Here is a 20,709-nt window from a genome sequence, read left to right on the forward strand (position 1 = left end):
CCTACGCCGCCTTCTTTTTCTGCGCGAGCTGCGCCAGCTGCCGCATGATCTCGGTGGTGCCGGCGAGACGCTCCTCCGGGGTCTCCCAATCCTGCAGGAACACCACCTTCATGTCGGGCCGCACCTTGGCGGCCTGGCCGTGGCTGCGGATGAACGTCACCAGGCGGTCGGGATGCGCGAACGAGTTGTCGCGGAAGGCGATGACGGCGCCCTTCGGACCGGCATCGATCTTCCCGACATTGGCCTGGCGGCAGAATGCCTTGATCGCGGCGACCTTGAAGAGATAACGCACCTCGTCCGGCAGCACGCCGAAGCGGTCGCGCATCTCGGCGCCAAAATTCTCGATCTCCTCCTCGCTGTCGAGATCGGCCAGGCGCCGGTAGAGCGACAGCCGCACCGAGAGGTCGCCGACGTAATCTTCCGGAATGAGCACGGGCATGCCGATGGTGATGGTCGGCGACCAGCGGTCGGCGGCCGGCTCGGAGACACCGGCCTTGAGGTTGACGATCGCCTCCTCCAGCATCGACTGGTAGAGCTCGAATCCGACCTCCTTGATGTGCCCGGACTGCTCCTCGCCCAAGAGATTGCCGGCACCGCGGATGTCGAGGTCGTGCGAGGCGAGCTGGAAGCCGGCGCCCAGCGTCTCCAGCGATTGCAGCACGGTGAGCCGGCGCTCGGCTTGCGCCGTGATCTTCTGCTGCGCCGGCAGCGTGAACAGCGCATAGGCCCGCAGCTTGGAACGGCCGACGCGGCCGCGGAGCTGATAGAGCTGGGCGAGGCCGAACATGTCGGCGCGGTGCACGATCAGCGTGTTGGCGTTGGGAATGTCGAGGCCGGATTCCACGATGGTGGTCGACAGCAGGACGTCGAACTTGCCGTCGTAGAACGCGGTCATGATGTCCTCAATCACCGCAGGCGGCATCTGCCCGTGCGCGACCGCAACCTTCATCTCCGGCACGTGCTTGTCGAGGAAGTCCTTGATGTCGGCGAGGTCGTCGATGCGCGGCACCACGTAGAATGCCTGGCCGCCGCGATAGCGCTCGCGCAGCAGCGCCTCGCGGATCATCAAGGGATCGTGCGGGGCCACGAAAGTGCGGACCGCGAGACGGTCGACCGGAGGGGAAGCAATGATCGACAGCTCGCGGACGCCGGTCAGCGCCAGTTGCAGCGTGCGCGGGATCGGCGTTGCCGACAGCGTCAGCACATGCACCTCGGAGCGCAGCGCCTTCAGCCGCTCCTTGTGGGTGACGCCGAAATGCTGCTCCTCGTCGACGATGACGAGGCCGAGATCGCGGAACTTGATGGCCTTGCCGAGCAGCGCGTGGGTGCCGACGACGATATCGACCGAACCGTCGGCAATACCCTTCTTGACCAGGTTGAGCTCCTTGGTCGGGACCAGGCGCGAGGCCTGCGCCACGTTCACCGGAAAGCCCTTGAAGCGCTCGGTGAAGGTCCTGTGATGCTGGCGGGCGAGCAGCGTGGTCGGCACCACGACCGCGACCTGCTTGCCTTCGAGCGCAACGGCAAACGCCGCGCGGAGCGCGACCTCGGTCTTGCCGAAGCCGACGTCGCCGCAGATCAGGCGGTCCATCGGACGGCCGAGCTCGAGGTCCTTCAGGGTGGATTCGATCGCCCCTAACTGGTCCTCGGTCTCATCATAGGGGAAGCGTGCGCAGAACTCGTCATAGATGCCTTGCTGTACTGGCAGCTTGGGTGCCTCGTGCAAATGGCGCGCAGCGGCGATCTTGATCAGCTCGCCCGCGATCTCGCGGATGCGGTTCTTGAGCTTGGCCTTGCGGGTCTGCCAGCCGGAACCGCCGAGACGATCGAGCTCGACCGTGGTCTGGTCGGAGCCGTAGCGCGACAACAGCTCGATGTTCTCGACCGGGAGAAACAGCTTTGCGTCGGCGGCATAATGCAGCTCGAGGCAATCATGCGGCGCGCCGGCGACGTCGAGTGTCTGCAGGCCGACAAAGCGGCCGATACCGTGATCGGCGTGGACGACGATGTCGCCCGCGGTGAGGCTCGTGATCTCCGAGATGAAATTGTCGAGCTTGCGGCTTGCCTTGCGCGGGCGCACCAGGCGGTCACCGAGGATGTCCTGCTCGCTGATCAGCGCGATCTCGTCGGTCTCGAAACCGGCCTCTAAGCCGAGCACGGCGAGCATGGTCTCGTTGCGCGGCGTCGCCTGTACCGTCCGCCAGGCGTTGACGCTGGTGGTGTGGGTCAGCTTGTGGTCGCGCAGCATCGAGGTCATTCGGTCGCGCGAGCCTTCGCTCCAGAGCGCGATCACAACCTTCTTGCGGTTCGCCTGCAGGCCCATGACATGCGCGACGACGGACTCGAACACGTTGACGGTAGTATCGTTACGCTCGGGCGCGAAGTCGCGGCCCTTGCGGGCGCCGGCATCGACGACCGAAGTACCGTCGGCCGGCACGGAGAACTGCGTCAATCGCGCCAACGGGATGTCGCCGAGACGCTTGCCCCATTCGTCCTCGGTCAGATAGAGCCGATCAGGCGGCAGCGGCTTGTAGATGGCGCCGCCGCCCGGATGCTCCATCGCATCGCGGCGGGCCTCGTAATAGTCCTGGATCTGCTTGAAGCGCTCGCGGACGGCGTCTTCGGCCTGCGGCTCGATCGCAACGGCCGCGCTCTGCAGATAGTCGAACAGCGTATCCATCCGGTCCTGGAACAGCGGCAGCCAGTGTTCCATGCCGGGATGGCGGCGGCCTTCGCTGACGGCCTCGTACAGCGCGTCGTCACGCTCGGGCGCGCCGAACTCGGCGACATAGCCCATGCGGAAGCGGCGGATTGTGTCTGTGACGAGCTGGAATTCCGAGATCGGGACCAGGTCGAGTGCGCGCATGTCGAGCAGCGTGCGCTGGGTCTCGGCGTCGAAGGTGCGGATCGATTCCAGGCTGTCGCCGAAGAAGTCGAACCGGACGGGCTGTTCGAGGCCAGCCGGAAACAGGTCGAGAATACCGCCGCGCACGGCATATTCGCCGGGCTCGCGCACTGTCGAGGAACGATTGTAGCCGTTGTGCTCGAGCCAGGCGACGATGGTGTCCATCGGCACGACATTGCCCGGCGCAACCGACAGCGCCTGCGCCGCGACGAGCTCGCGCGCGGGCACGCGCTGGACGACGGCATTCACCGTGGTCAGCACGATCAGCGGCTTGTCGCTGCCGGTGAGCGGGGCCAGCCGCGCCAGCGTGGTCAGGCGCTGCGCCAGGACTCCGCCGTGCGGCGAGACGCGGTCATAGGGCTGGCAATCCCAGGCCGGAAACTGAAGCACCGGCAGATCGGGCGCGAAGAATTGCAGCGCGCGTTCGAGCTGCTGCATCCGCGCACCGTCGCGGCAGACCACGGCGAGGCTGACGGCCGGCTTCTTCGGCCGCGCCGCGATGGCGCGCGCGAGATCGGAGACGACGAGGCCCTCGGCGCCCTCGGCGACATTGGCAAGCGTCAGCGCGCGGCCGGGTGTCAGCAGCTCGGCCGGAGATTTCATTCCCGGTTTCATAAATCGCGGTCCGCGATCGGATAGGCCTTGATCCGGGCAAACAACGCGCCGGTGACATCGGCCGGCAGCACCTTATCACCGGTGATGGCGGCGTAGAGGTCGGGATCGGACTCTTCGAGCAGGGTCTCCAGCTCGATCAGCTCGGCGTCGGAGAGATTGGCGATCTCGGCATCCGCAAAGCGGCCGAGGATCAGGTCCATCTCGCGCGTGCCGCGGTGCCAGCAGCGGAACAACAACCGCTTGCGGCGGTGGTCCAGCCCGTTGCTCGATCGTGTCGTTCCCGTCATGTCTCAATCCAGTCAAACGCAGAAAGCCCGGACGTGCCGGGCCGGGGTGATATAGCCACTCGAACCTGCCGTGTCAGCCCTCGATTTGGCATGGCTTGACGCCCGCGAAGGGCTGCGAAAAAAGCCGTGGATGCCCGGCATAAAGCCGGGCACGACGAGCCGAAACGATCCTAGATTCGCTCTCATGCGCCCCAGCCTGCTCAATCCGCTGTTTGCTCCCGTGACCAGCCTGCCCGGCGTCGGTCCGAAGCAGGACAAGCTGCTGCAATATCTGCTCAGCCGCAACGAGCCGCCGCGGCTGGTCGATTTGCTGCTGCATCTGCCGAGCCAGGTTATCGACCGCCGGGCGCGGCCAAAAATCCGCGACGCGGTCCAGGGAACCATGGTGACCCTGGAGGTTACCGTCGACCGCCACCGCCCGCCCCCGCCGCGCAACGCCCGCGCGCCGTATCTGGTCTATGCCAGCGACGACACCGGCGATGTCGTGCTGACCTTCTTCCGCGCCAAGCCCGGCTATGTCGAGAAGCTGCTGCCGGTCGGCGAGAAGCGGTTCGTCTCCGGCACGCTGCAGATGTACGACGGCATGCCGCAGATCGTTCATCCCGACCGCGTGCTCGACGAGGAGGCGATCTCAAAGCTCTCTGGCATCGACCCCGTCTATCCGCTCACCGAGGGCCTCGCGCTCGGCTCGCTCCGCCGCGCGATCGCGCAGGCGCTGCAGAAGCTGCCGGCCCTGCCCGAATGGATCAGCCCGGAGGTGCTGCGCCGCTGCAATTTCCCGCCGATCGCGGAAGCGCTCAATCGCGTGCACCAGCCGGTCGAGCTGACGGACATTCTGCCGGACCAGCCGTTCTGGTCCCGCCTCGCCTTCGACGAGCTGCTTGCCGGCCAGCTCGCGCTCGCCTTGATCCGCGCGCAGCTCCGGCGTCCCGCCGGCGTGCGCAATGCCGGTGACGGGCATTTGCGCCACAAGATCATCGATGCCCTGCCCTACGCACTGACGTCCTCGCAGCGCGATGCAGCCGCGGCGATCGCGAACGATTTGCAACAGCCCGTGCGCATGCTGCGCCTGCTCCAGGGCGACGTCGGCTCCGGCAAGACCGTGGTCGCGCTGCTGGCGGCCGCCGCTGTCGCCGAGGTCGGCAAGCAGGCCGCGCTGATGGCCCCGACCGAAATTCTGGCACGCCAGCACATCAAGACGATCGCCCCGCTCGCCGAGCGCGCCGGCATGCGGGTCGCGATCCTCACCGGCCGCGAAAAGGGCAAGGAGCGGCGCGAGATCATCACGCAGCTCGCCGAGGGCGAGATCGATCTCCTCGTCGGCACCCATGCGCTGATCCAGGACGACGTGATCTTCCACGACCTGGCGCTCGCCATCGTCGACGAGCAGCACCGCTTTGGCGTGCGCGAGCGCCTGGCGCTGACCTCGAAGGGCGAAGCCGTCGACGTGCTGGTGCTGAGCGCAACCCCGATCCCGCGCACGCTGGTGCTGACTTATTTCGGCGACATGGACATCAGCGAGTTGCGCGAAAAGCCCGCCGGCCGCCAGCCGATCGACACCCGCGCCGTCGCCATGAGCCGGCTCGGCGAGGTCATGGACGGCGTCGGCCGCGCGCTCGAGTCCGGCAAGCTGGTGTACTGGATTTGCCCATTGGTCGAGGAATCCGAGGCGGAGGGTACCGAGCATCTCACCAACGCGACCAAGCGCTTCGAAAGCCTGCAGAAGCGTTTTGGCGATCGCGTCGGCCTCGTCCATGGACAGATGAAGGGCACGGAAAAAGACCGCGTCATGGGCCAGTTCGCCGACCACGAGATCGGGCTTCTGGTCGCAACCACCGTGGTCGAGGTCGGCGTCGACGTGCCGGCCGCCACCATCATGGTGATCGAGAATGCCGAACGCTTTGGCCTCGCTCAGCTGCACCAGCTGCGCGGCCGCATCGGGCGCGGCTCTGAGGCCTCGACCTGCATTTTGCTCTACAGCGAACCGCTCGGCGAAATGTCGAAGGCGCGGCTGAAAGTGATCCGCGAGACCACCGACGGGTTTCGTATCGCCGAAGAGGATCTGAAACTGCGCGGCGAAGGCGATGTGCTGGGCGTCCGCCAGAGCGGCCTGCCCGGCTACCGCATCGCGCGCCCGGAGGTCCACGGCCAGCTCATCACGCAGGCTAGAGACGAGGCGCTGCGCATCATGAAGGACGATCCGAAGCTGAAAGGCGAGCGCGGCGAAGCGCTGCGCTGCCTGCTGTATCTCTACGAGCGGGACGAGGCGATCCCGCTGATCGGGGCGGGCTGAGCACGCGCCGCGACGCAGGTGCGCCCCCTCGCCCCGTTCTTACGGGGAGAGGGTCGGGGTGAGCGGCCGCTTCAGCAAAGACGGTGAGAGATGGACTCGCGGAAAATCCCCCTCACCCGGAATTTGCTCTCGCAAATTCCGGCCTCTCCCCGCACGCGGGGAGAGGCGAAGGACGGAGACGCCGCCCTTACCCCTTCTTCGACGCCCTCTTCTCCGCAAATGCCTTCAATAGCGATGCATCCACCGCCTCGCCCTTTACGTCCCCGGCCAGATGCTCGAACCATCTGGCAAAACCCTGGTAGATCTGGCTTGCCGGATGATCCGGCCCGAGGAAGCCGGCAATCTCCTGCATCTCAGCGACCCAGCGATAGGCCTTCGGGATCATGTCGGGCAGCGCGACCTCGAGCCGCGCCAGGATCGCGGGCTGGCTGAGCGCGAGCTCGTCGCGCAGCGCGTCCGCGGCCCCCGCCTTCGTCGCGGCGACCACCATGGCGGAGCCGATCCCGGCGAGACCCTTGACGATGCCGGCGTAGGACATCTTGAGCGCGGAAGCCGCCCCCACCGGGCCTTCGACAATGCGCAGGTCGAGCCCGAATTCCCTGAGCACCGCGACATCCCCGGCATGTTCGCCTGACATGTAGAACGCCGGGCTCTTGCCGCCCGGCTGCGGCGGAAAGCCGATGATGCCGCCATCGACGAAAGGCGCCTGCGCCGAGCCGATGATCTCCTCGATCCGCTTCACCGTGTCGACATTGACGGCGTTGCAGTCGACCACGACCGGCTTCTTGTTACGTTTCACGATCAATGCGGCGAGCCGCTCGGCCAGCGCCACCGCCTCGCCCGGCGGCACGATCGAGAGGATGATGTCGGCGTCCGCGATCGCCTCGTCCTCGGCGCCGACCATGCCGGCATCCGCCGCCCGTTTCAGCGTCGCCTCGCTGCGCCCTTTCAAGGACGTCAGCACGCGCGCGCCGTTTTCGCTGAGGCGGCGGGCCACCGCGCTGCCCATGGCGCCGGGCGCGAGGATCGCAATGGTTTTCGACATCGAGTTGGACATCGGGGCACTCCAGTTCGAACTCCGAGCGTTGGCGCTCAGTTCGACCGGAACATTAGCAGAGGATGCGAACGCCCGCGTGATCCCAGGCCATCCCGCCGCGGAATAGCCCTACTCCGCCTTCGCAGGCTCGGGCTGGAGCGTGGAGGCGCTGGCAATGCGCGCCGCGTTCGCCATGCCGGCGAGCGCGGCTGCCTTCTTCGGATCCGGCGCCGAGCCCGGCTGCACCACGCCGGCCGACATGATCAGCGTCGCCGCATCCTCGGTGCTCATGTCGACCTCGATGATCTTGCTCTTGGGCACGTAGAAGAAGAATCCGGTGGTCGGGTTCGGCGAGCACGGCAGAAACACCGAGACATGTTCTTCCTGCCCCGGCAGGCTGCGCGAGACGTCCTCGTTCGGGGATTGCGAGATCAGCACGATTGACCACATGCCGGGCGACGGAAACTCGACGAGGCCGACCTTGCGGAAGCTCGAGCCCTTGCCCGAGAACAACGTCTCGAACACCTGCTTCAGGCCGCGATAGATCGCGCGCACCGCCGGGATCCGGCCGAGGAAGGTCTCGCCGACATCGACCAGCGTGCGGCCAATCAGGTTCGCTGCGAGGAAGCCGACCAGGGTCAGCGTGAAGAATGCGACAACCAGTCCCCAGCCCGGGACGACGTACGGCAGATAGGTTTCCGGCCGATAGGCGAGCGGAACAAACGGACGCACCACGCCGTCGACCCAGGTGACGAACCACCAGACCAGGTATAGGGTGATCGCAATTGGACCGGTGACGACCAGCCCGGTCAGGAAATAATTGCGGAAACGGCCCATCAGGCCGGTATGCGGCTCCGGGGCGGGATCGAGAGGCGCAGGCACGTCGTCGCGGGTGGTCATTCTGGTTCCAGGTCGGTCGCTTCGTTCAAGCTAGGGGCTTCTAGCAGGTTTTGGAAGAGCGCGGCCTGGTCCGTTCTGCCTATTCCACCGTCACGGATTTCGCGAGATTGCGCGGCTGGTCCACGTCGGTGCCCATCACCACTGCCGTATGGTAGGCGAGCAGCTGCACGGGGACCGCATAGACCATCGGTGTAAATGCCGCGGCCATGTCAGGCATGACGATGGTGACGAGCGAATCCACCGTCGCCTCCGCCGCGCCCTTGGCGTCGGTCATCAGGATGATGTTGCCGCCGCGGGCGGCGACCTCCTGCATGTTGGAGACGGTCTTCTCGAACACGCGGTCGTAGGGCGCGATCACGACGACCGGCATGGTCTCGTCGATCAGCGCGATCGGGCCGTGCTTGAGCTCGCCGGCGGCATAGCCCTCGGCGTGGATGTAGGAGATTTCCTTCAGCTTCAGCGCGCCTTCGAGCGCCAGCGGGTAGCTGGTGCCACGGCCGAGATAGAGCACGTCGCGGGATTTTGCGATTCTATGCGCGAGCTTCTCGATCTGGATCTCGGCCGTGAGCGCATCCGACATCAGGCGCGGGATCTCGACGAGGCCATGGACGAGCTTGGTCTCGTCCTCGGCGGACAATTCGCCGCGGGCCTTGCCGGCCGCAATCGCCAGGTTCGCCAGCACCATGAGCTGGCAGGTGAAGGCCTTGGTCGAGGCGACGCCGATCTCGGGGCCGGCCAGCGTCTGCAGCACGGTCTCGCTCTCGCGCGCGATGGTCGAGGTCGGGACGTTGACGACGGCAATCGTGTGCGCGCCCTCGGCCTTCGCGTAGCGCAGCGCAGCCAGTGTGTCGGCGGTCTCGCCCGATTGCGAGATGAAGATGGCGAGATCGCCCTTGCGCAACGGCGCTTCGCGGTAGCGGAATTCGGAGGCGACATCGACCTCGACCGGCACGCGCGCAAACCGCTCGAACCAGTATTTTGCAACGATGCCGGCGTAGCTTGCGGTGCCGCAGGCCGTGATGCTGATGCGCTGGATGTCCTTGAAGTCGAACGGCAGCTTGACCGGCAGCGAGACGCGCTCGGTCGCCATGTCGACATAGCGCGCCAGCGTGTGGCCGACCACTTCCGGCTGCTCGTGGATCTCCTTCGCCATGAAGTGGCGGTAGTTCGCCTTGTCGACCAGCGAGGTCGAGGCGGCGTGCTTGATCTTGTCGCGCTGGACGGCGTGGCCGTCCTTGTCGAAGATCGCAGCACTCTTGTGTGTCAGCACGACCCAGTCGCCGTCTTCGAGATAGCTGATCGTATCGGTGAACGGGCCGAGCGCGATCGCGTCCGAGCCGAGATACATCTCGCCGTCGCCATAGCCGATCGCAAGCGGCGGACCGTTGCGGGCGCCGATCAACAGATCGTCGTCGCCAGCGAAGATGAAGCCGAGTGCGAAGGCGCCGCGCAAGCGCGCCAGGGTCAGCTTCACGGCTTCCACCGGCTTGTTGCCGCGCGTCAACAGATCGTCGACGAGATGCAGCACGATCTCGGTGTCGGTCTCGGTGTGGAACACCGTGCCCTTCTTCTCGAGCTCCTCGCGCAGCTCGCGGAAATTCTCGATGATGCCGTTGTGGACGACCGCGACGCGCTCGGTCGCATGCGGATGGGCATTGTTGACGGTCGGCTTGCCGTGGGTGGCCCAGCGGGTGTGACCGATGCCGGTGGTGCCCTTCAGCGGCTCGGCTTCCAGCCGCTTCTCCAGATTCTTCAGCTTGCCCTCGGCGCGGCGGCGCTCCAGATGCTTGCCTTCAAGCGTGGCGACGCCCGCGGAATCGTAGCCGCGATATTCGAGACGTTTGAGCGAATCCACCAATTGCTCTGCAACCGGCTCGCGCCCGAGAATGCCGACAATCCCGCACATGCGGATCAATATCCCCCAAATCGTCGAAAGATCGCCTAAACGACGCGCTCGGTTTCTAGCGAAGTTCCTAAGGAACCAGTTACTCAATAATTATGACGGATTGCGACAGCGTCAGATGACGGCATGCCTTCGCCTGCGTCGATGTGGCCGGCTTTAACCGCGCGAATTAACTTGTTGTCAACAAGTTTGGCCAACGATTCCCCTACGGGAGATCACGGCCATGAAAGCCACGTCCGACCGCAAAGGTCAGTCACCCACGTATCTGCTCGCCAGCGAGACCACGGGCACGCACCTCGCGCATTGGCCGCCGCCCCACCGCAGCAAGGAAGGCAAGCCCGTCTTGGTCTTCACGAAGCATGCCGAGGGCAAGCCCGCGAAGCGTGCAAGCCCGCGCGGCTGGCGCCTGACGCGCGCGGTCTTCTCAGAATTCGCCGACGAGTAACGCCGCTCACTTCTCGGGCTTCTTGTCCACTTTCTTGCCGTCTGTCTTCAGCTCGCGGTAACGCGCAGCACCACCTTCGCGGATGGTCTGCGGGCTGCGCTCCAGCGCCATGGCGTCATCGGGCACATCGCGCGTGATCACCGAGCCTGAGCCGATATAGGCGCCATTGCCGATCTTCACCGGCGCGACCAGCGAGGAGTTGGTACCGACGAAGGCGCCCTGCCCGATCACCGTCTTGTGCTTCTTGAAGCCGTCGTAGTTGCAGGTGATGGTGCCGGCGCCGATGTTGGAGTTGGCGCCGATGGTGGCGTCGCCAATGTAGGAGAGATGGTTGACCTTGACGCCGGCCTCCAGCGTCGCGGCCTTGGTCTCCACGAAATTGCCGATCCGCGCGCCATCGCCGAGCGAGGTGCCGGGGCGCAGCCGCGCATAGGGCCCGATCGAGACGTTCTTGCCGAGCGTAGTCTGCACGATATGCGAGAAGGAATGGATCACGGTGCCGTCGGCGATCGAAACGCCCGGCCCGATCACCACGAAGGGCTCGATGGTGACGTCCTTGCCGAACACGGTATCGACTGAGAGATAGACGGTTTCGGGGCCGATCAGCGTGACGCCGGCCTCCATCGCAGCCTTGCGCAACCGCGCTTGCATCACGCTTTCCGCTTCTGCAAGCTGGGCCTTGGTGTTGATGCCGCGCACTTCGTCCTCGCTGGTTTCGATCACCACGGACTCCCATCCATTGTCGCAGGCGACGCCGACCGCATCGGTCAGGTAATACTCGCCCTTGGAATTCGCATTGCCTATTTTGTCGAGGATCGCGAGCGCGCGGCGGCCGTCGATCGCCATCACGCCAGCATTGCACAGATCGATCTTGCGCTCGTCCGCGCTGGCGTCGGCGTGCTCACGGATCGCGACCAGGCGGTCGCCCTCGACGATGAAGCGGCCATACCCGGTCGGGTCCGCTGCGCGAAAACCGAGCGCGGCAATCGCGGCACCTTTCGCGAGCGGCGCGCGGAGCCGCGCAAAAGTCTCGGCCGAGATCAGCGGCGTATCGCCGAACGCAATCAGGACGTCGTCAACGCCGCGCGCAACCGCCTCCCGCGCCGCCAGGACCGCGTGCGCGGTGCCGAGCCGCTCGGCCTGCACGAAGATGAGCGCATCGGACCGGATCCGCTTCGCCTCGTCCGCGACCGCGTGGTGATCGGGGCCGATCACGACCGCAAGCGCAGTGCCGGTTCCGCGCGGTGCGGCTCCGAGCACGTGGGCAAGCAGCGTCTGGGAAGCTACGGGATGCAGCACTTTCGGCAGGCTGGATCGCATGCGCGTGCCTTCGCCGGCGGCGAGCACGATCGTGAGGCTTGAGCGGACGGTCATCGCAATCCTGTCAAATACGGCCGAATCAATCATCACACGATGGGCGACGAAAGCTTGTCGCCTTGCTACCCCCGCAAACACCCGGAATTCAAGTGCGAGGGGGTTTTCCTGTTAATGTTCCCTGATTGATTCGGGGAAGCCAGGCGGGGCTGGGCACTAAACGTTCATGGCAAAGGATTCCGACCCACTGGCGGATGCCTTCGGCGACGAGACCGGCGGGCTGTTCTCCGGACTCTTGGCTGAAGAAAGCACGTTCGATCGCCGTATGATGTGGCGGCTGGGCTCGTGGGGCGCGACCGCTGTCGGCGCCGTCGTGATCGCCGTTTTGGCCAACCAGGCCCAGCTCGGCTGGCGCCGCGACCAGGTCGCCTCCGCCGATCTCGCCCACCAGTCCGACCGTCTCCAGGTGCTGACCAAGGAAAGCCAGCTCGAAGCGCGTCGCCTCGCCTCCGCCATCGAGACGCTGAACACCGATCGCGACCGGCTCTACTCGCGCGTCACGGTGCTCGAGCAGGGGCTTGATTCCGTCACCGGCGCGATCGCCAGGCAAAGCGCGACATCGCCGCAGCCCACCGCATCGAAGCCGCAGGAGTCGTCCGTTGCCGCCGCGCAGTCCCCGGCCCCCGATGTCGCACCGGTCGCCTCGACCGCAGCCTCGCTGGTCGACAAGCCGCGGGCGCCCAAGGACGTCTTGAAGGAAACGTTGAAGGACGCTGCGAAGGATCAGCCAGGCCCGCCGCCGCAGACGGCGGCTGCCGCCTCGCTCGTTCCGCAGTCCCCAGTGACGACGTCGGCACTGCCGATCCTTCCGCTGGTGCCATCAAAGTCGATCATGGCGCCGCCCGATCCGGCCGCGTCGAAACTGATTCAGCCGGACGCCCCCGAGAAGAAATCCGAGCCGGCGCCCGTTTCCACCGAAGTCGCCGCGGGACCAGCCAAACCGCCGGAGGCAACCGAAGCCGAGTCGCCCGCAATCGCAGTCCAGCAGACGCGCTTTGCCATCGATCTCGGCGGTGCGAACTCGGTCGACGGCCTGCGCGCGCTCTGGCGCGGCCTGAGCAAGTCCAATCCGGAGGTCGCAGCACTTCGGCCGATCATCATGATCAAGGAAGGCAATAACGGCCTCGGGATGCAGCTGCGTCTGGGTGCCGGTCCCCTGATTAATGCCGCCGCCGCCGCAAAGCTCTGCGCAGGCTTGGCCGAGAACGACCGCCACTGCGAGACGACAGTGTTCGACGGCCAGCGCTTGTCGATGCGCGGCAGCTCGGAGAAGGGCCAGGACAAGAACCAGGACAAGGGTTCAGACAAGAACCAGGACAAGAGCTCGGAGAAGAGCCAAGAGAAGAGCCAGGACTCAGTGCCGCAAGCCGAGACCGCCCCGCCGGCGCCCGCGCCCGCCGCCAAGCCTGACAAGCACCGCCGCAGCTACTCATCCAAGCGCTCCTCAAAGCGTGAGGAGCCCGCACCTGCGCCAGCGCCACAGCCAGCAGCGGCCGCCGCCAAGCCGGAGACGGCGAGCTCGACGATATCGTCGTTCTTCAGACGGTAGGACTGTCAGGACTTCCGATTGAATCGGCGGCGCGTCTCCCTGAGACTGCGCCGTTCAAAGAACAGCCGCCAGTTGGCTGATCTTGATGGCCGCGCAAATGATCATGCCCCAAAGCGCAAAATTGACCTGCAACGCTTCAACCATTGCCAACCTCGCTCGCATCCTCGCAGTCGCGTTCTTGAACGACGTGATCTGCTCCTGACTGGATCGGCGATCGCGCCCACGCTTCAAATCGGATTGTTAGGCCACGCTGGAACTCTAGCAAATCCGTATGGCTACGGTTCCGATGCGTTCGGGGTGCCGCAAATGCATGCAGCCGCCTGCGCTGTCCCCCCGGTGTAAAAATGCCCCGGCCCTGTTGCTCCCTCCGGCCATCCCGACCATATTGCCCCCATGACAAAAAAGCCGTTTCGCCTCACGCCGTATCAGGTGCAGTTTCTCATCGTCGTCGGTTTCGTCACCGTCGGCTGGGCGCTCTATGTGCGCTATCTCGCCGTCGAGTTCTCGCAAGTGTCGCTCGCATGCGATGCCGGCTTGCAGACCATGATCTGCAAGGCGCGCTCGGTGTCGACGTCGCTGTTCAAGAATTCGGTGTTCGGCATCGTCGCGCTGGTGATCGCGACGCTGAACCTGATGCGGCCTTCGATCGTGCTGCTCACGCTCGGCGTGGTCGCAGCCGGCCTCGGCATCGTGCTCTACAACATCGTGCTGTCGGGCCTGGCGATCGGCCTGCTCATCCTTGGCTTTGCTCGGCCCGCGCCCGCCACAGCGTGAGCGCGAACAGGAGATAGATCGCGCAGGTCCACATCGCCTGCCAGTTGTCGCGGCCTTCGTTCAGGATCACGTAGACGGCCGACAGCGCCAGCAGCCCTGCGAACACGGCTTCTGCGATCGGGCGCACGCCGATCTGCGGGCGGTTGAGCATCAACAGCGCGAACGGCACCACCGCCATCGTCAGCGAGGCATAGGGGAAGTCGCGGTAGCGCGGATCGAACACGAAGCCGAGCGCGGTCTCTGCCGCGATCACCGCCGTCACCGCCAGGGTCAGCCCCAGCACGGCCGAGAGCTTCGACCATTTCCGTCCTTCGCGCGGACCGAGCAGGTCGAGGAAGCTCGGCAGGCTGCGGCCGATGACAAGCGCCTGCGCGCATAAGATCGGCGACAGGATGCCGGCCAGCAGCAGCATGCCCCATTGCAGCCAGCCGCCCCAGCCGTAGCTCTCGTAAATCATCTTGTCGGCGGCAATCCCGAGCAGGATGCCCGCTGATGTCGCGGAGATGCCGACGCCGAGCCAGGCCGAGAAGCGCGGCGTCCAGGGCCGGCGGCGCAGCGTGATGCCGGCCACCGCAAACACCAGCACGCTGAGAACCATGCCGGCGCCCATGTACCATTTCCAGAACGGGAAATTGCTGATCGGCTCGCCCGGCGGATATTTCAGCTGTCGCCGCACGGAATCGAACAGGCCCCAATAACCGCCGACGGTGCCTTCGAGCTGCCGCTTCCACGGCTGGTCGTAGGCCTCGATCAGGTTGACGCGAAACTTCAGCGCCTTCGCGAGCCCCAGGATTTCCGAGACGACGCGCGCCTGGTTGGTGCGTGACGGCAGCGCGCCGTCGCGCATGCGACCTTCGCTCGGCCAGCCGGTCTCGCCGATCAGGATCTCCTTGCCGGGGAACGCCACCGCCATGCGCTCACGGATCGCCTCGACATGGCTCGCCGCGAACTTCGCCTTCACCGGCATATCCTCCCAATAAGGCAGGATATGAATCGTGACGAAGTCGACGGCGTCATAGACGTCGCGGTTCTTCAGCCAGTACTCCCAGACGTCGGCATAGGTAATGGGCACGCTGACCTGCGCCTTCACCGAACGGATGATCGCGGTGAGATCCGACGTCGTCATCTCTCCGCGCAGCAGCACCTCGTTACCGACGACGAGCGAGGAGATGGTGTCGGGGAATTCCTTGGTGAGGCGCACAGCGGTCGCCACTTGCGCGAGATTCTTGGCGCGGTTGCTGCCGAGCCAGATACCCTGGATTACCTTCAGCCCGCCGATCCTGGTCGCGACCGCCGGCACCTGGTCGAGCCCGTTCTCGATCGAGTAGGTGCGGACGCAGTCGGTGATCTGCTTGAGCTGGCGCAGATCCTGCTCGAGCTGGTCGGCCTCGATATGGGTCCATTCGTTCAGCGGCGTCTGGTCGCCGCGGAACGGCGCGTAGGAGACGCATTGCACCTTGTCATTGGGATCGATGGGCGCGCGCGCGAGCGTGATCGGCGTGGCCAGCCACCACCACACGGAAGCAATCGCACAGAGGGAGACAAGCAGAAGCGCCAGTGGCGTACGAAGTGAAATCGGTTCCGTCCTCCGCGAGGGTCCGTCGATTACCTGCTCGCGCGCCATCTGCCAAGGGGGTACCCGGGTCGGCTGCGCGCTCTCCCCGACGGATTGGGCTGCGGCCGTTCGACCGGGCCCTAGGATCGTGACTTTGCTGGACAAAAATCCAATTACAGGTCATTGGATTTTGCGGGACTTTTCCGCCGCATTGGAGACCCATTTGGACGCCATCACGTCTCGGCGTCCGCGAGGTCCTTCCGCGCGGACGAGCGGCTGAGATATTGGGGAATTCATGCGGCGACGGGTGTTCGAGTTACGAAATGCGGTCCTGCGGCAGTTCGCCGCCACGTTGGCCGTCTCCTCCCTTGTCCTCCTGGCCAATCTTGGTGGCGCCTCGGCCCAGAGCGGCTCGCCCGCCCCTGACCAGGGCAAGGCTGCCGCCCAGCCCGCCGACGCCGCCAAGGACGCGGCCCAGAACCAGCGCCGCACCGACGAGTTCGCGGAAGCTGCTCAAGTCATCAACGGCCCGGCCGGCAACCCCGAATGCGTCTGGCTCGGCCGGCGCGTGGTGCGGCTGATGTGGCGGGATGACCTCGATACCGCATTCCGCCATCTCGACCTCTATGACCGCTTCGGCTGCCCCGGCGGCCACATCCAGGCGGCGTTCCGCTGCCTGACCCGCTTCGGCGCCCAGATCGATCCCAAGATTGCCGAGACCCTGGACAGCCGTGTCCACGCTTGCTGGATCAACCCGGCTTCCCAGCCGCAGCAGGCGGCCGCCGCGGCATCGCAGCCGCCGGCGCCGACCACCGGCAATTCGCAAGCCCCCCAGCCGGCCGCGAGCCCCACGCCTGCGGCAAGCCCGTCGCCGGCACCCCAGAAATAGCCGCGATCGTTTCAGCCTCCGTTCAGGAACGATCGGCGATAGCAACAGACGGCACTGCCGCGCGTTGACCGGACCGAACAAGGCCATGCCCTGATAAGGACATGAGGCCATGACAGTTGAGAAACCGTGCGGCAGAGGTATGCTCCCTTTGCCGTGGACTTGGTCGGATCTCGGGGTCGGATCCGCTTCCCTGCCCCCTCAGCCCCTTTTGGTTTAGCCGCGATGCGCGTTGTCGCCGCCGTTCTGTTGCTCGTGTCCATGCTCCACGCCGGCCTCTGGGGAGTCCTGCGCGACAAGGAACCCGCGCCTGATTTCAAGGGCCTGTTGCCCAGCCTGTCTTATACGCCGTTCGAACCGGGACATATTGTCGACAACAACCTCGACCCCGACAAGATACGTGCCGATCTGAAAAAGCTCTCGACCCTCACGCGTGCGATTCGGTCTTACTCGGCGACGGAAGGCAACGAATTGGTGCCGCCGATCGCCGCCGAGTTCGGGCTCAAAGTCACGGTCGGCGCCTGGATCGGCAAGGACCCGGAGCGCAACGAGCGCGAGATCAAGGCCGCGATCGAGCTTGCGCGCAAGAACAGCAACGTGAACGGCGTTGTCGTCGGCAACGAGGTGATCTACCGGGGCGAGCAGAAGGTCGAAGACCTCATCGAGATGATCAAGCGGGTGAAGAGTGCGGTGCGCGTGCCCGTCACCACCGGCGAGATCTGGAACATCTGGCGCGACAACCCCGACCTCGGCTCCAACGTCGATTTCATCGCCGCGCACGTCCTGCCCTATTGGGAAAACTTCCGGTCGGACCAGGCGGTCGATCAGGCCGTGGACCGCTACAACCTCTTGCGCAACCAGTTCCCGGGCAAGCGCATCGTCATCGCCGAATTCGGCTGGCCGAGCGCGGGCTATAATCTGCGCAATGCAGATCCAGGTCCGTTCCAGCAGGCGCTGACGCTGCGCAATTTCGTCAGCCGCGCCGAAGCGCTGGGCATGGAATACAACATCGTCGAAGCCATCGATCAGCCCTGGAAATACTTTGAAGGCGGCGTCGGTCCCTATTGGGGCATCCTCAACGCCAGCCGCGAGCCGAAATTCGCCTGGACCGGCCCGGTCGAGAATCCTGACTATTGGAAACTGATGACCATCGCGCTGCTGGTCGGCATCCTCTTGTCGCTGCCGATCCTGCGGCTGGAGCAGCCGACCGCCAGGCAGTCGTTTCTGCTGTCGGCCACCGCCAACGGCGTCGGCGCCTGGGCCGCGACCGTATTCGCGTTCTGGAACGGACATTATTTCCTCTTCGGATCGGCCTTCGCGCTGACGCTCGGCATGATACTTCTTGTTCCCCTTGTCCTCATCGCGATGGCCCGGATCGACGAGATCGCGGCCGTCGCGTTCGGCCGGCCGCCGCAGCGGCTGCTCGCCAAGGGCAAGCCGGTCGAGAACGTGCCCGAGAATTACTGCCCGAAGGTCTCGATCCACATCCCCGCCTATTTCGAGCCGGTCGACATGCTCAAGCAGACGCTCGATGCGCTGTCGCGGCTCGACTATCCGAACTACGAATGCGTGGTCATCATCAACAACACGCCCGATCCCGCCTTCTGGCAGCCGATCCAGGACCACTGCCGCGCGCTCGGTGAACGCTTCAAGTTCATCAACGCGGAGAAGGTGCAGGGTTTCAAGGCCGGCGCGTTGCGCATCGCCATGGACCGCACCGCCGCCGATGCCGAAATCATCGGCATTCTCGATGCCGACTATGTCGTCGAGCCCGACTGGCTGAAGGACCTCGTGCCGGCCTTCGCCGACCCGCGCGTCGGCCTCGTGCAGGCGCCGCAGGAGCACCGCGACGGCGATCTGTCAATCATGCACTACATCATGAACGGCGAATATGCCGGCTTCTTCGACATCGGCATGGTCCAGCGCAACGAGCTCAACGCCGTCATCGTGCACGGCACGATGTGCCTGATCCGCCGCGCCGCGATGGACATGGCCGGCGGCTGGTCATCCGACACGATCTGCGAAGACAGTGATCTCGGGCTTGCGATCCAGGAGCTCGGCTGGACCACCCATTACACCAACCACCGCTACGGCCAGGGCCTGCTGCCCGACACCTACGAGGCCTTCAAGAAGCAGCGCCACCGCTGGGCCTATGGCGGCCTCCAGATCGTGAAAAAGCACTGGCGCCAGTTCCTGCCCGGCAGGAGCCGGCTCACGCCCGACCAGAAGCGCGAATATGGTCTCGGCTGGTTGAACTGGCTCGGGGCCGAAAGTCTCGGCGTGGTCGTGGCTCTGCTCAACCTCATCTGGGTGCCGATCGTCGCCTTCGCCGACATCGCGATCCCCGACAAGATTCTGACGCTGCCGATCATCGGCGCCTTCGTCGTCTCGCTCGCGCACTTCCTGTCGATGTACCGCGCGCGCGTCGCGATCAAGCCCGGTCAGATGCTGGGCGCCATGATCGCCGCGATGAGCGTGCAATGGACGGTCTCGCGTGCGGTCGCGCAAGGACTGATCACCGAGCACATCGCCTTCGCGCGCACCTCCAAGGGCGGCCTGTCCAGGATGTCGATCGAGTTCCAGGCGTTCTGGGAGGCCGTGATCGGCGCCCTGCTCCTGATCGGCTCTGGCGTGCTAATCGCCTCCAACAGTTTCAGGCAGATCACCGAGATCTACATCTTCGCCGGCGTGCTGGTGCTGCAGAGCCTGCCGTTCCTGGCCGCGGTCGCGATTGCGATCCTCGAGCTCAGCCGCATCAACTCGTTCCAGTTCTGGCGCGACAGTTCGATCCGCACAGCCGAGCTGATCGGCCTCCGCCCGGTCGCCCTGCCGGCGCCCGGCAACGCCCAGCCGGTGCCGAGCGAGGTGCGGCGGGAGGCGAACTGACTTACTTCGGCGTGGATGACCGGCCGCCAATCGAGTTGAAAATCCCGGGCTAAGCGATGGAAATGTCGCGCATATCCCCGCCTCTGGCGCGATCTTCGGCAGCCGCGCGCGCTATTGACCTCGGCGCCCCATCCCCCTACACAGCGCGGGCCGAAAGCATGATCCGGAAACAGCCGGTTTTCCCCGCAGCACTTCAGTCAAACGCGGCGGCAAGACATGCTTTTCCAAATGTCCGAAGACGATGGCGATTGATTTCTGAAGCCATCGGCGGCCATGGGAGCGCGTAGCTCAGCCGGTAGAGCACGTGACTTTTAATCACGGGGTCCTGGGTTCGAGCCCCAGCGCGCTCACCAAGCAAGATCAGTGACTTAGACCATTAATCGCTGGATATTTTCGTCGCTCAATTCCCTTCGGGTAACCAGCCGGGCAACGAAAATGTGAAAACTCGTCGACCTCATTCAGGGCGGTTGCTCGGCTGCTGTAACGTTGAGTGCGTTGCGATCCATCTCTAGTCGTTCAGTCTCTCTCGATCGGCCGTAGTGGCCTAATTCTGGAGAACGACCATGAAGTGTCGAATTTGCAAAGGTCTCGGCTATCCTGTCGAAATGCGCCCAGTCCTGCTCGGCGAGCCGATTGACATGCTACCTATTTGCGAGCCGTGCAAAGGAACGGGACTCATCCCCGACCCCAAGCCCGCCCCGTTCAAGAGCAAGCTAAGCGAGGCGCGCAGGTACGAAGGGGCTAGAAACTGAGGCCCGCCAGCGCGAACTGTCCCCGTGCTGGTTTCTCTCCTATACTCGAGCAAGTGATCCCCATTGTTACGTGGTCTAACCATGCCCTCTTGGACACTTTCACAAACCATCAGGGCGGTTCTAGTCTTACTTGGCGTCTATTTCCCGGTCGCGCTCTATTTGAAGTACAGCTACGTCCCGGACCCGGACCCACCGAAAGTCGCGCAGTTGTCGGGGCCGTTCCGAAGGGTCAACAAGACTGCATGGCGAGTTGACTTGCCACCAAAGCTCGACGCAATCGCAGACTTCGATTTGGGCGCGTCAAGATCTACCCTTGTCGTTTTAGAAAACGGTCGCCCGCTGGGGCCACCGCACGCAGGCTGGAACGCGATCAATGGCAGTTATTGGCATCTTCGGGGTGAAGGCCTTGTCTTTTCCGCCAGCGACAACAGCGATCCCAACACCAACGGACGGACCTACTCGGTCACTTGGCAATGAGTCCGGCCCGCTAGCGTGAACCGGCAGGCACTGAAAGTCAGCGCCGTAGTGTTCGCTCAATTTCACGGGCTG

Annotated in this window: 13 protein-coding genes and 1 tRNA gene; 7 read left to right on the forward strand and 7 right to left on the reverse strand. The window is 64.9% G+C overall.

Annotation, left to right across the window (positions count from 1 at the left end; all coding sequences use genetic code 11):
* Position 1: 1 nt before the first annotated feature.
* Complete coding sequence (gene mfd, locus ABIC09_RS23760) at positions 2-3,520, reverse strand: transcription-repair coupling factor (protein WP_354110762.1); 3,519 nt, start codon at positions 3,518-3,520, stop codon at positions 2-4.
* Entirely contained in the window at positions 3,517-3,807 is a 291-nt protein-coding gene (locus ABIC09_RS23765; RefSeq protein WP_148749293.1) for an FAD assembly factor SdhE, read from the reverse strand. The genes mfd and ABIC09_RS23765 overlap by 4 nt, the downstream gene beginning before the upstream one ends.
* 184 nt (positions 3,808-3,991) lie before the next feature.
* Here ABIC09_RS23765 and recG point away from each other — a divergent pair, with 184 nt between their 5' ends.
* Complete coding sequence (gene recG, locus ABIC09_RS23770) at positions 3,992-6,100, forward strand: ATP-dependent DNA helicase RecG (protein ID WP_354110763.1); 2,109 nt, start codon at positions 3,992-3,994, stop codon at positions 6,098-6,100.
* Positions 6,101-6,287: 187 nt separating this feature from the next.
* Here recG and ABIC09_RS23775 read toward each other — a convergent pair whose 3' ends face one another.
* From ABIC09_RS23775 to glmS, 3 genes are all read right to left on the reverse strand, one after another.
* On the reverse strand, positions 6,288-7,145 hold the full coding sequence (locus tag ABIC09_RS23775) for an NAD(P)-dependent oxidoreductase (protein ID WP_354110817.1): 858 nt from the start codon (positions 7,143-7,145) through the stop codon (positions 6,288-6,290).
* Between the two features lie 120 nt (positions 7,146-7,265).
* A complete protein-coding gene (locus ABIC09_RS23780) occupies positions 7,266-8,036 on the reverse strand; it encodes a DUF502 domain-containing protein (RefSeq protein WP_148749295.1) in 771 nt (256 codons plus the stop codon).
* A gap of 79 nt (positions 8,037-8,115) precedes the next feature.
* Positions 8,116-9,942, reverse strand: a complete 1,827-nt coding sequence (gene glmS / locus ABIC09_RS23785; protein ID WP_148749296.1) for a glutamine--fructose-6-phosphate transaminase (isomerizing) — start codon at positions 9,940-9,942, stop codon at positions 8,116-8,118.
* 220 nt (positions 9,943-10,162) lie between these two features.
* On the opposite strand from glmS, the gene ABIC09_RS23790 reads away from it, so the two are divergent.
* A complete protein-coding gene (locus tag ABIC09_RS23790) occupies positions 10,163-10,384 on the forward strand; it encodes a hypothetical protein (protein WP_354082936.1) in 222 nt (73 codons plus the stop codon).
* Positions 10,385-10,390: 6 nt separating this feature from the next.
* Here the strand turns inward: ABIC09_RS23790 and glmU are convergent, their stop codons facing one another.
* Positions 10,391-11,758: a bifunctional UDP-N-acetylglucosamine diphosphorylase/glucosamine-1-phosphate N-acetyltransferase GlmU gene (gene glmU / locus ABIC09_RS23795; RefSeq protein WP_354082937.1), complete on the reverse strand. Its 1,368-nt coding sequence runs from the start codon at positions 11,756-11,758 to the stop codon at positions 10,391-10,393.
* A gap of 166 nt (positions 11,759-11,924) precedes the next feature.
* Between glmU and ABIC09_RS23800 the strand changes: the two genes are divergently transcribed.
* Both ABIC09_RS23800 and ABIC09_RS23805 read left to right on the forward strand, forming a co-directional pair.
* Complete coding sequence (locus ABIC09_RS23800) at positions 11,925-13,307, forward strand: hypothetical protein (protein WP_354082938.1); 1,383 nt, start codon at positions 11,925-11,927, stop codon at positions 13,305-13,307.
* Positions 13,308-13,700: 393 nt separating this feature from the next.
* Entirely contained in the window at positions 13,701-14,081 is a 381-nt protein-coding gene (locus ABIC09_RS23805) for a hypothetical protein (protein ID WP_148749300.1), read from the forward strand.
* On the opposite strand, the gene ABIC09_RS23810 is transcribed toward ABIC09_RS23805, so the two are convergent.
* The gene (locus ABIC09_RS23810) at positions 14,041-15,705 is read right to left on the reverse strand and encodes a glycoside hydrolase family 17 protein (RefSeq protein ID WP_354082939.1); all 1,665 of its coding nucleotides are present in this window, start codon (positions 15,703-15,705) and stop codon (positions 14,041-14,043) included. The genes ABIC09_RS23805 and ABIC09_RS23810 overlap by 41 nt on opposite strands.
* A gap of 226 nt (positions 15,706-15,931) precedes the next feature.
* On the opposite strand from ABIC09_RS23810, the gene ABIC09_RS23815 reads away from it, so the two are divergent.
* From ABIC09_RS23815 to ABIC09_RS23825, 3 genes are all read left to right on the forward strand, one after another.
* Positions 15,932-16,525 (forward strand): beta-1-3, beta-1-6-glucan biosynthesis protein, encoded by a 594-nt coding sequence (locus ABIC09_RS23815; RefSeq protein WP_148749302.1) that lies wholly within the window; start codon positions 15,932-15,934, stop codon positions 16,523-16,525.
* A 222-nt stretch (positions 16,526-16,747) separates the two neighbouring features.
* Positions 16,748-19,408: a glycosyltransferase gene (locus tag ABIC09_RS23820; RefSeq protein ID WP_354110764.1), complete on the forward strand. Its 2,661-nt coding sequence runs from the start codon at positions 16,748-16,750 to the stop codon at positions 19,406-19,408.
* A 277-nt stretch (positions 19,409-19,685) separates the two neighbouring features.
* Positions 19,686-19,761 (forward strand) — tRNA-Lys (locus ABIC09_RS23825).
* The last annotated feature ends 948 nt before the right edge of the window (positions 19,762-20,709 follow it).

This window comes from Bradyrhizobium sp. S3.12.5, assembly GCF_040548225.1.
Classification (GTDB): Bacteria; Pseudomonadota; Alphaproteobacteria; order Rhizobiales; family Xanthobacteraceae; genus Bradyrhizobium; species Bradyrhizobium cytisi.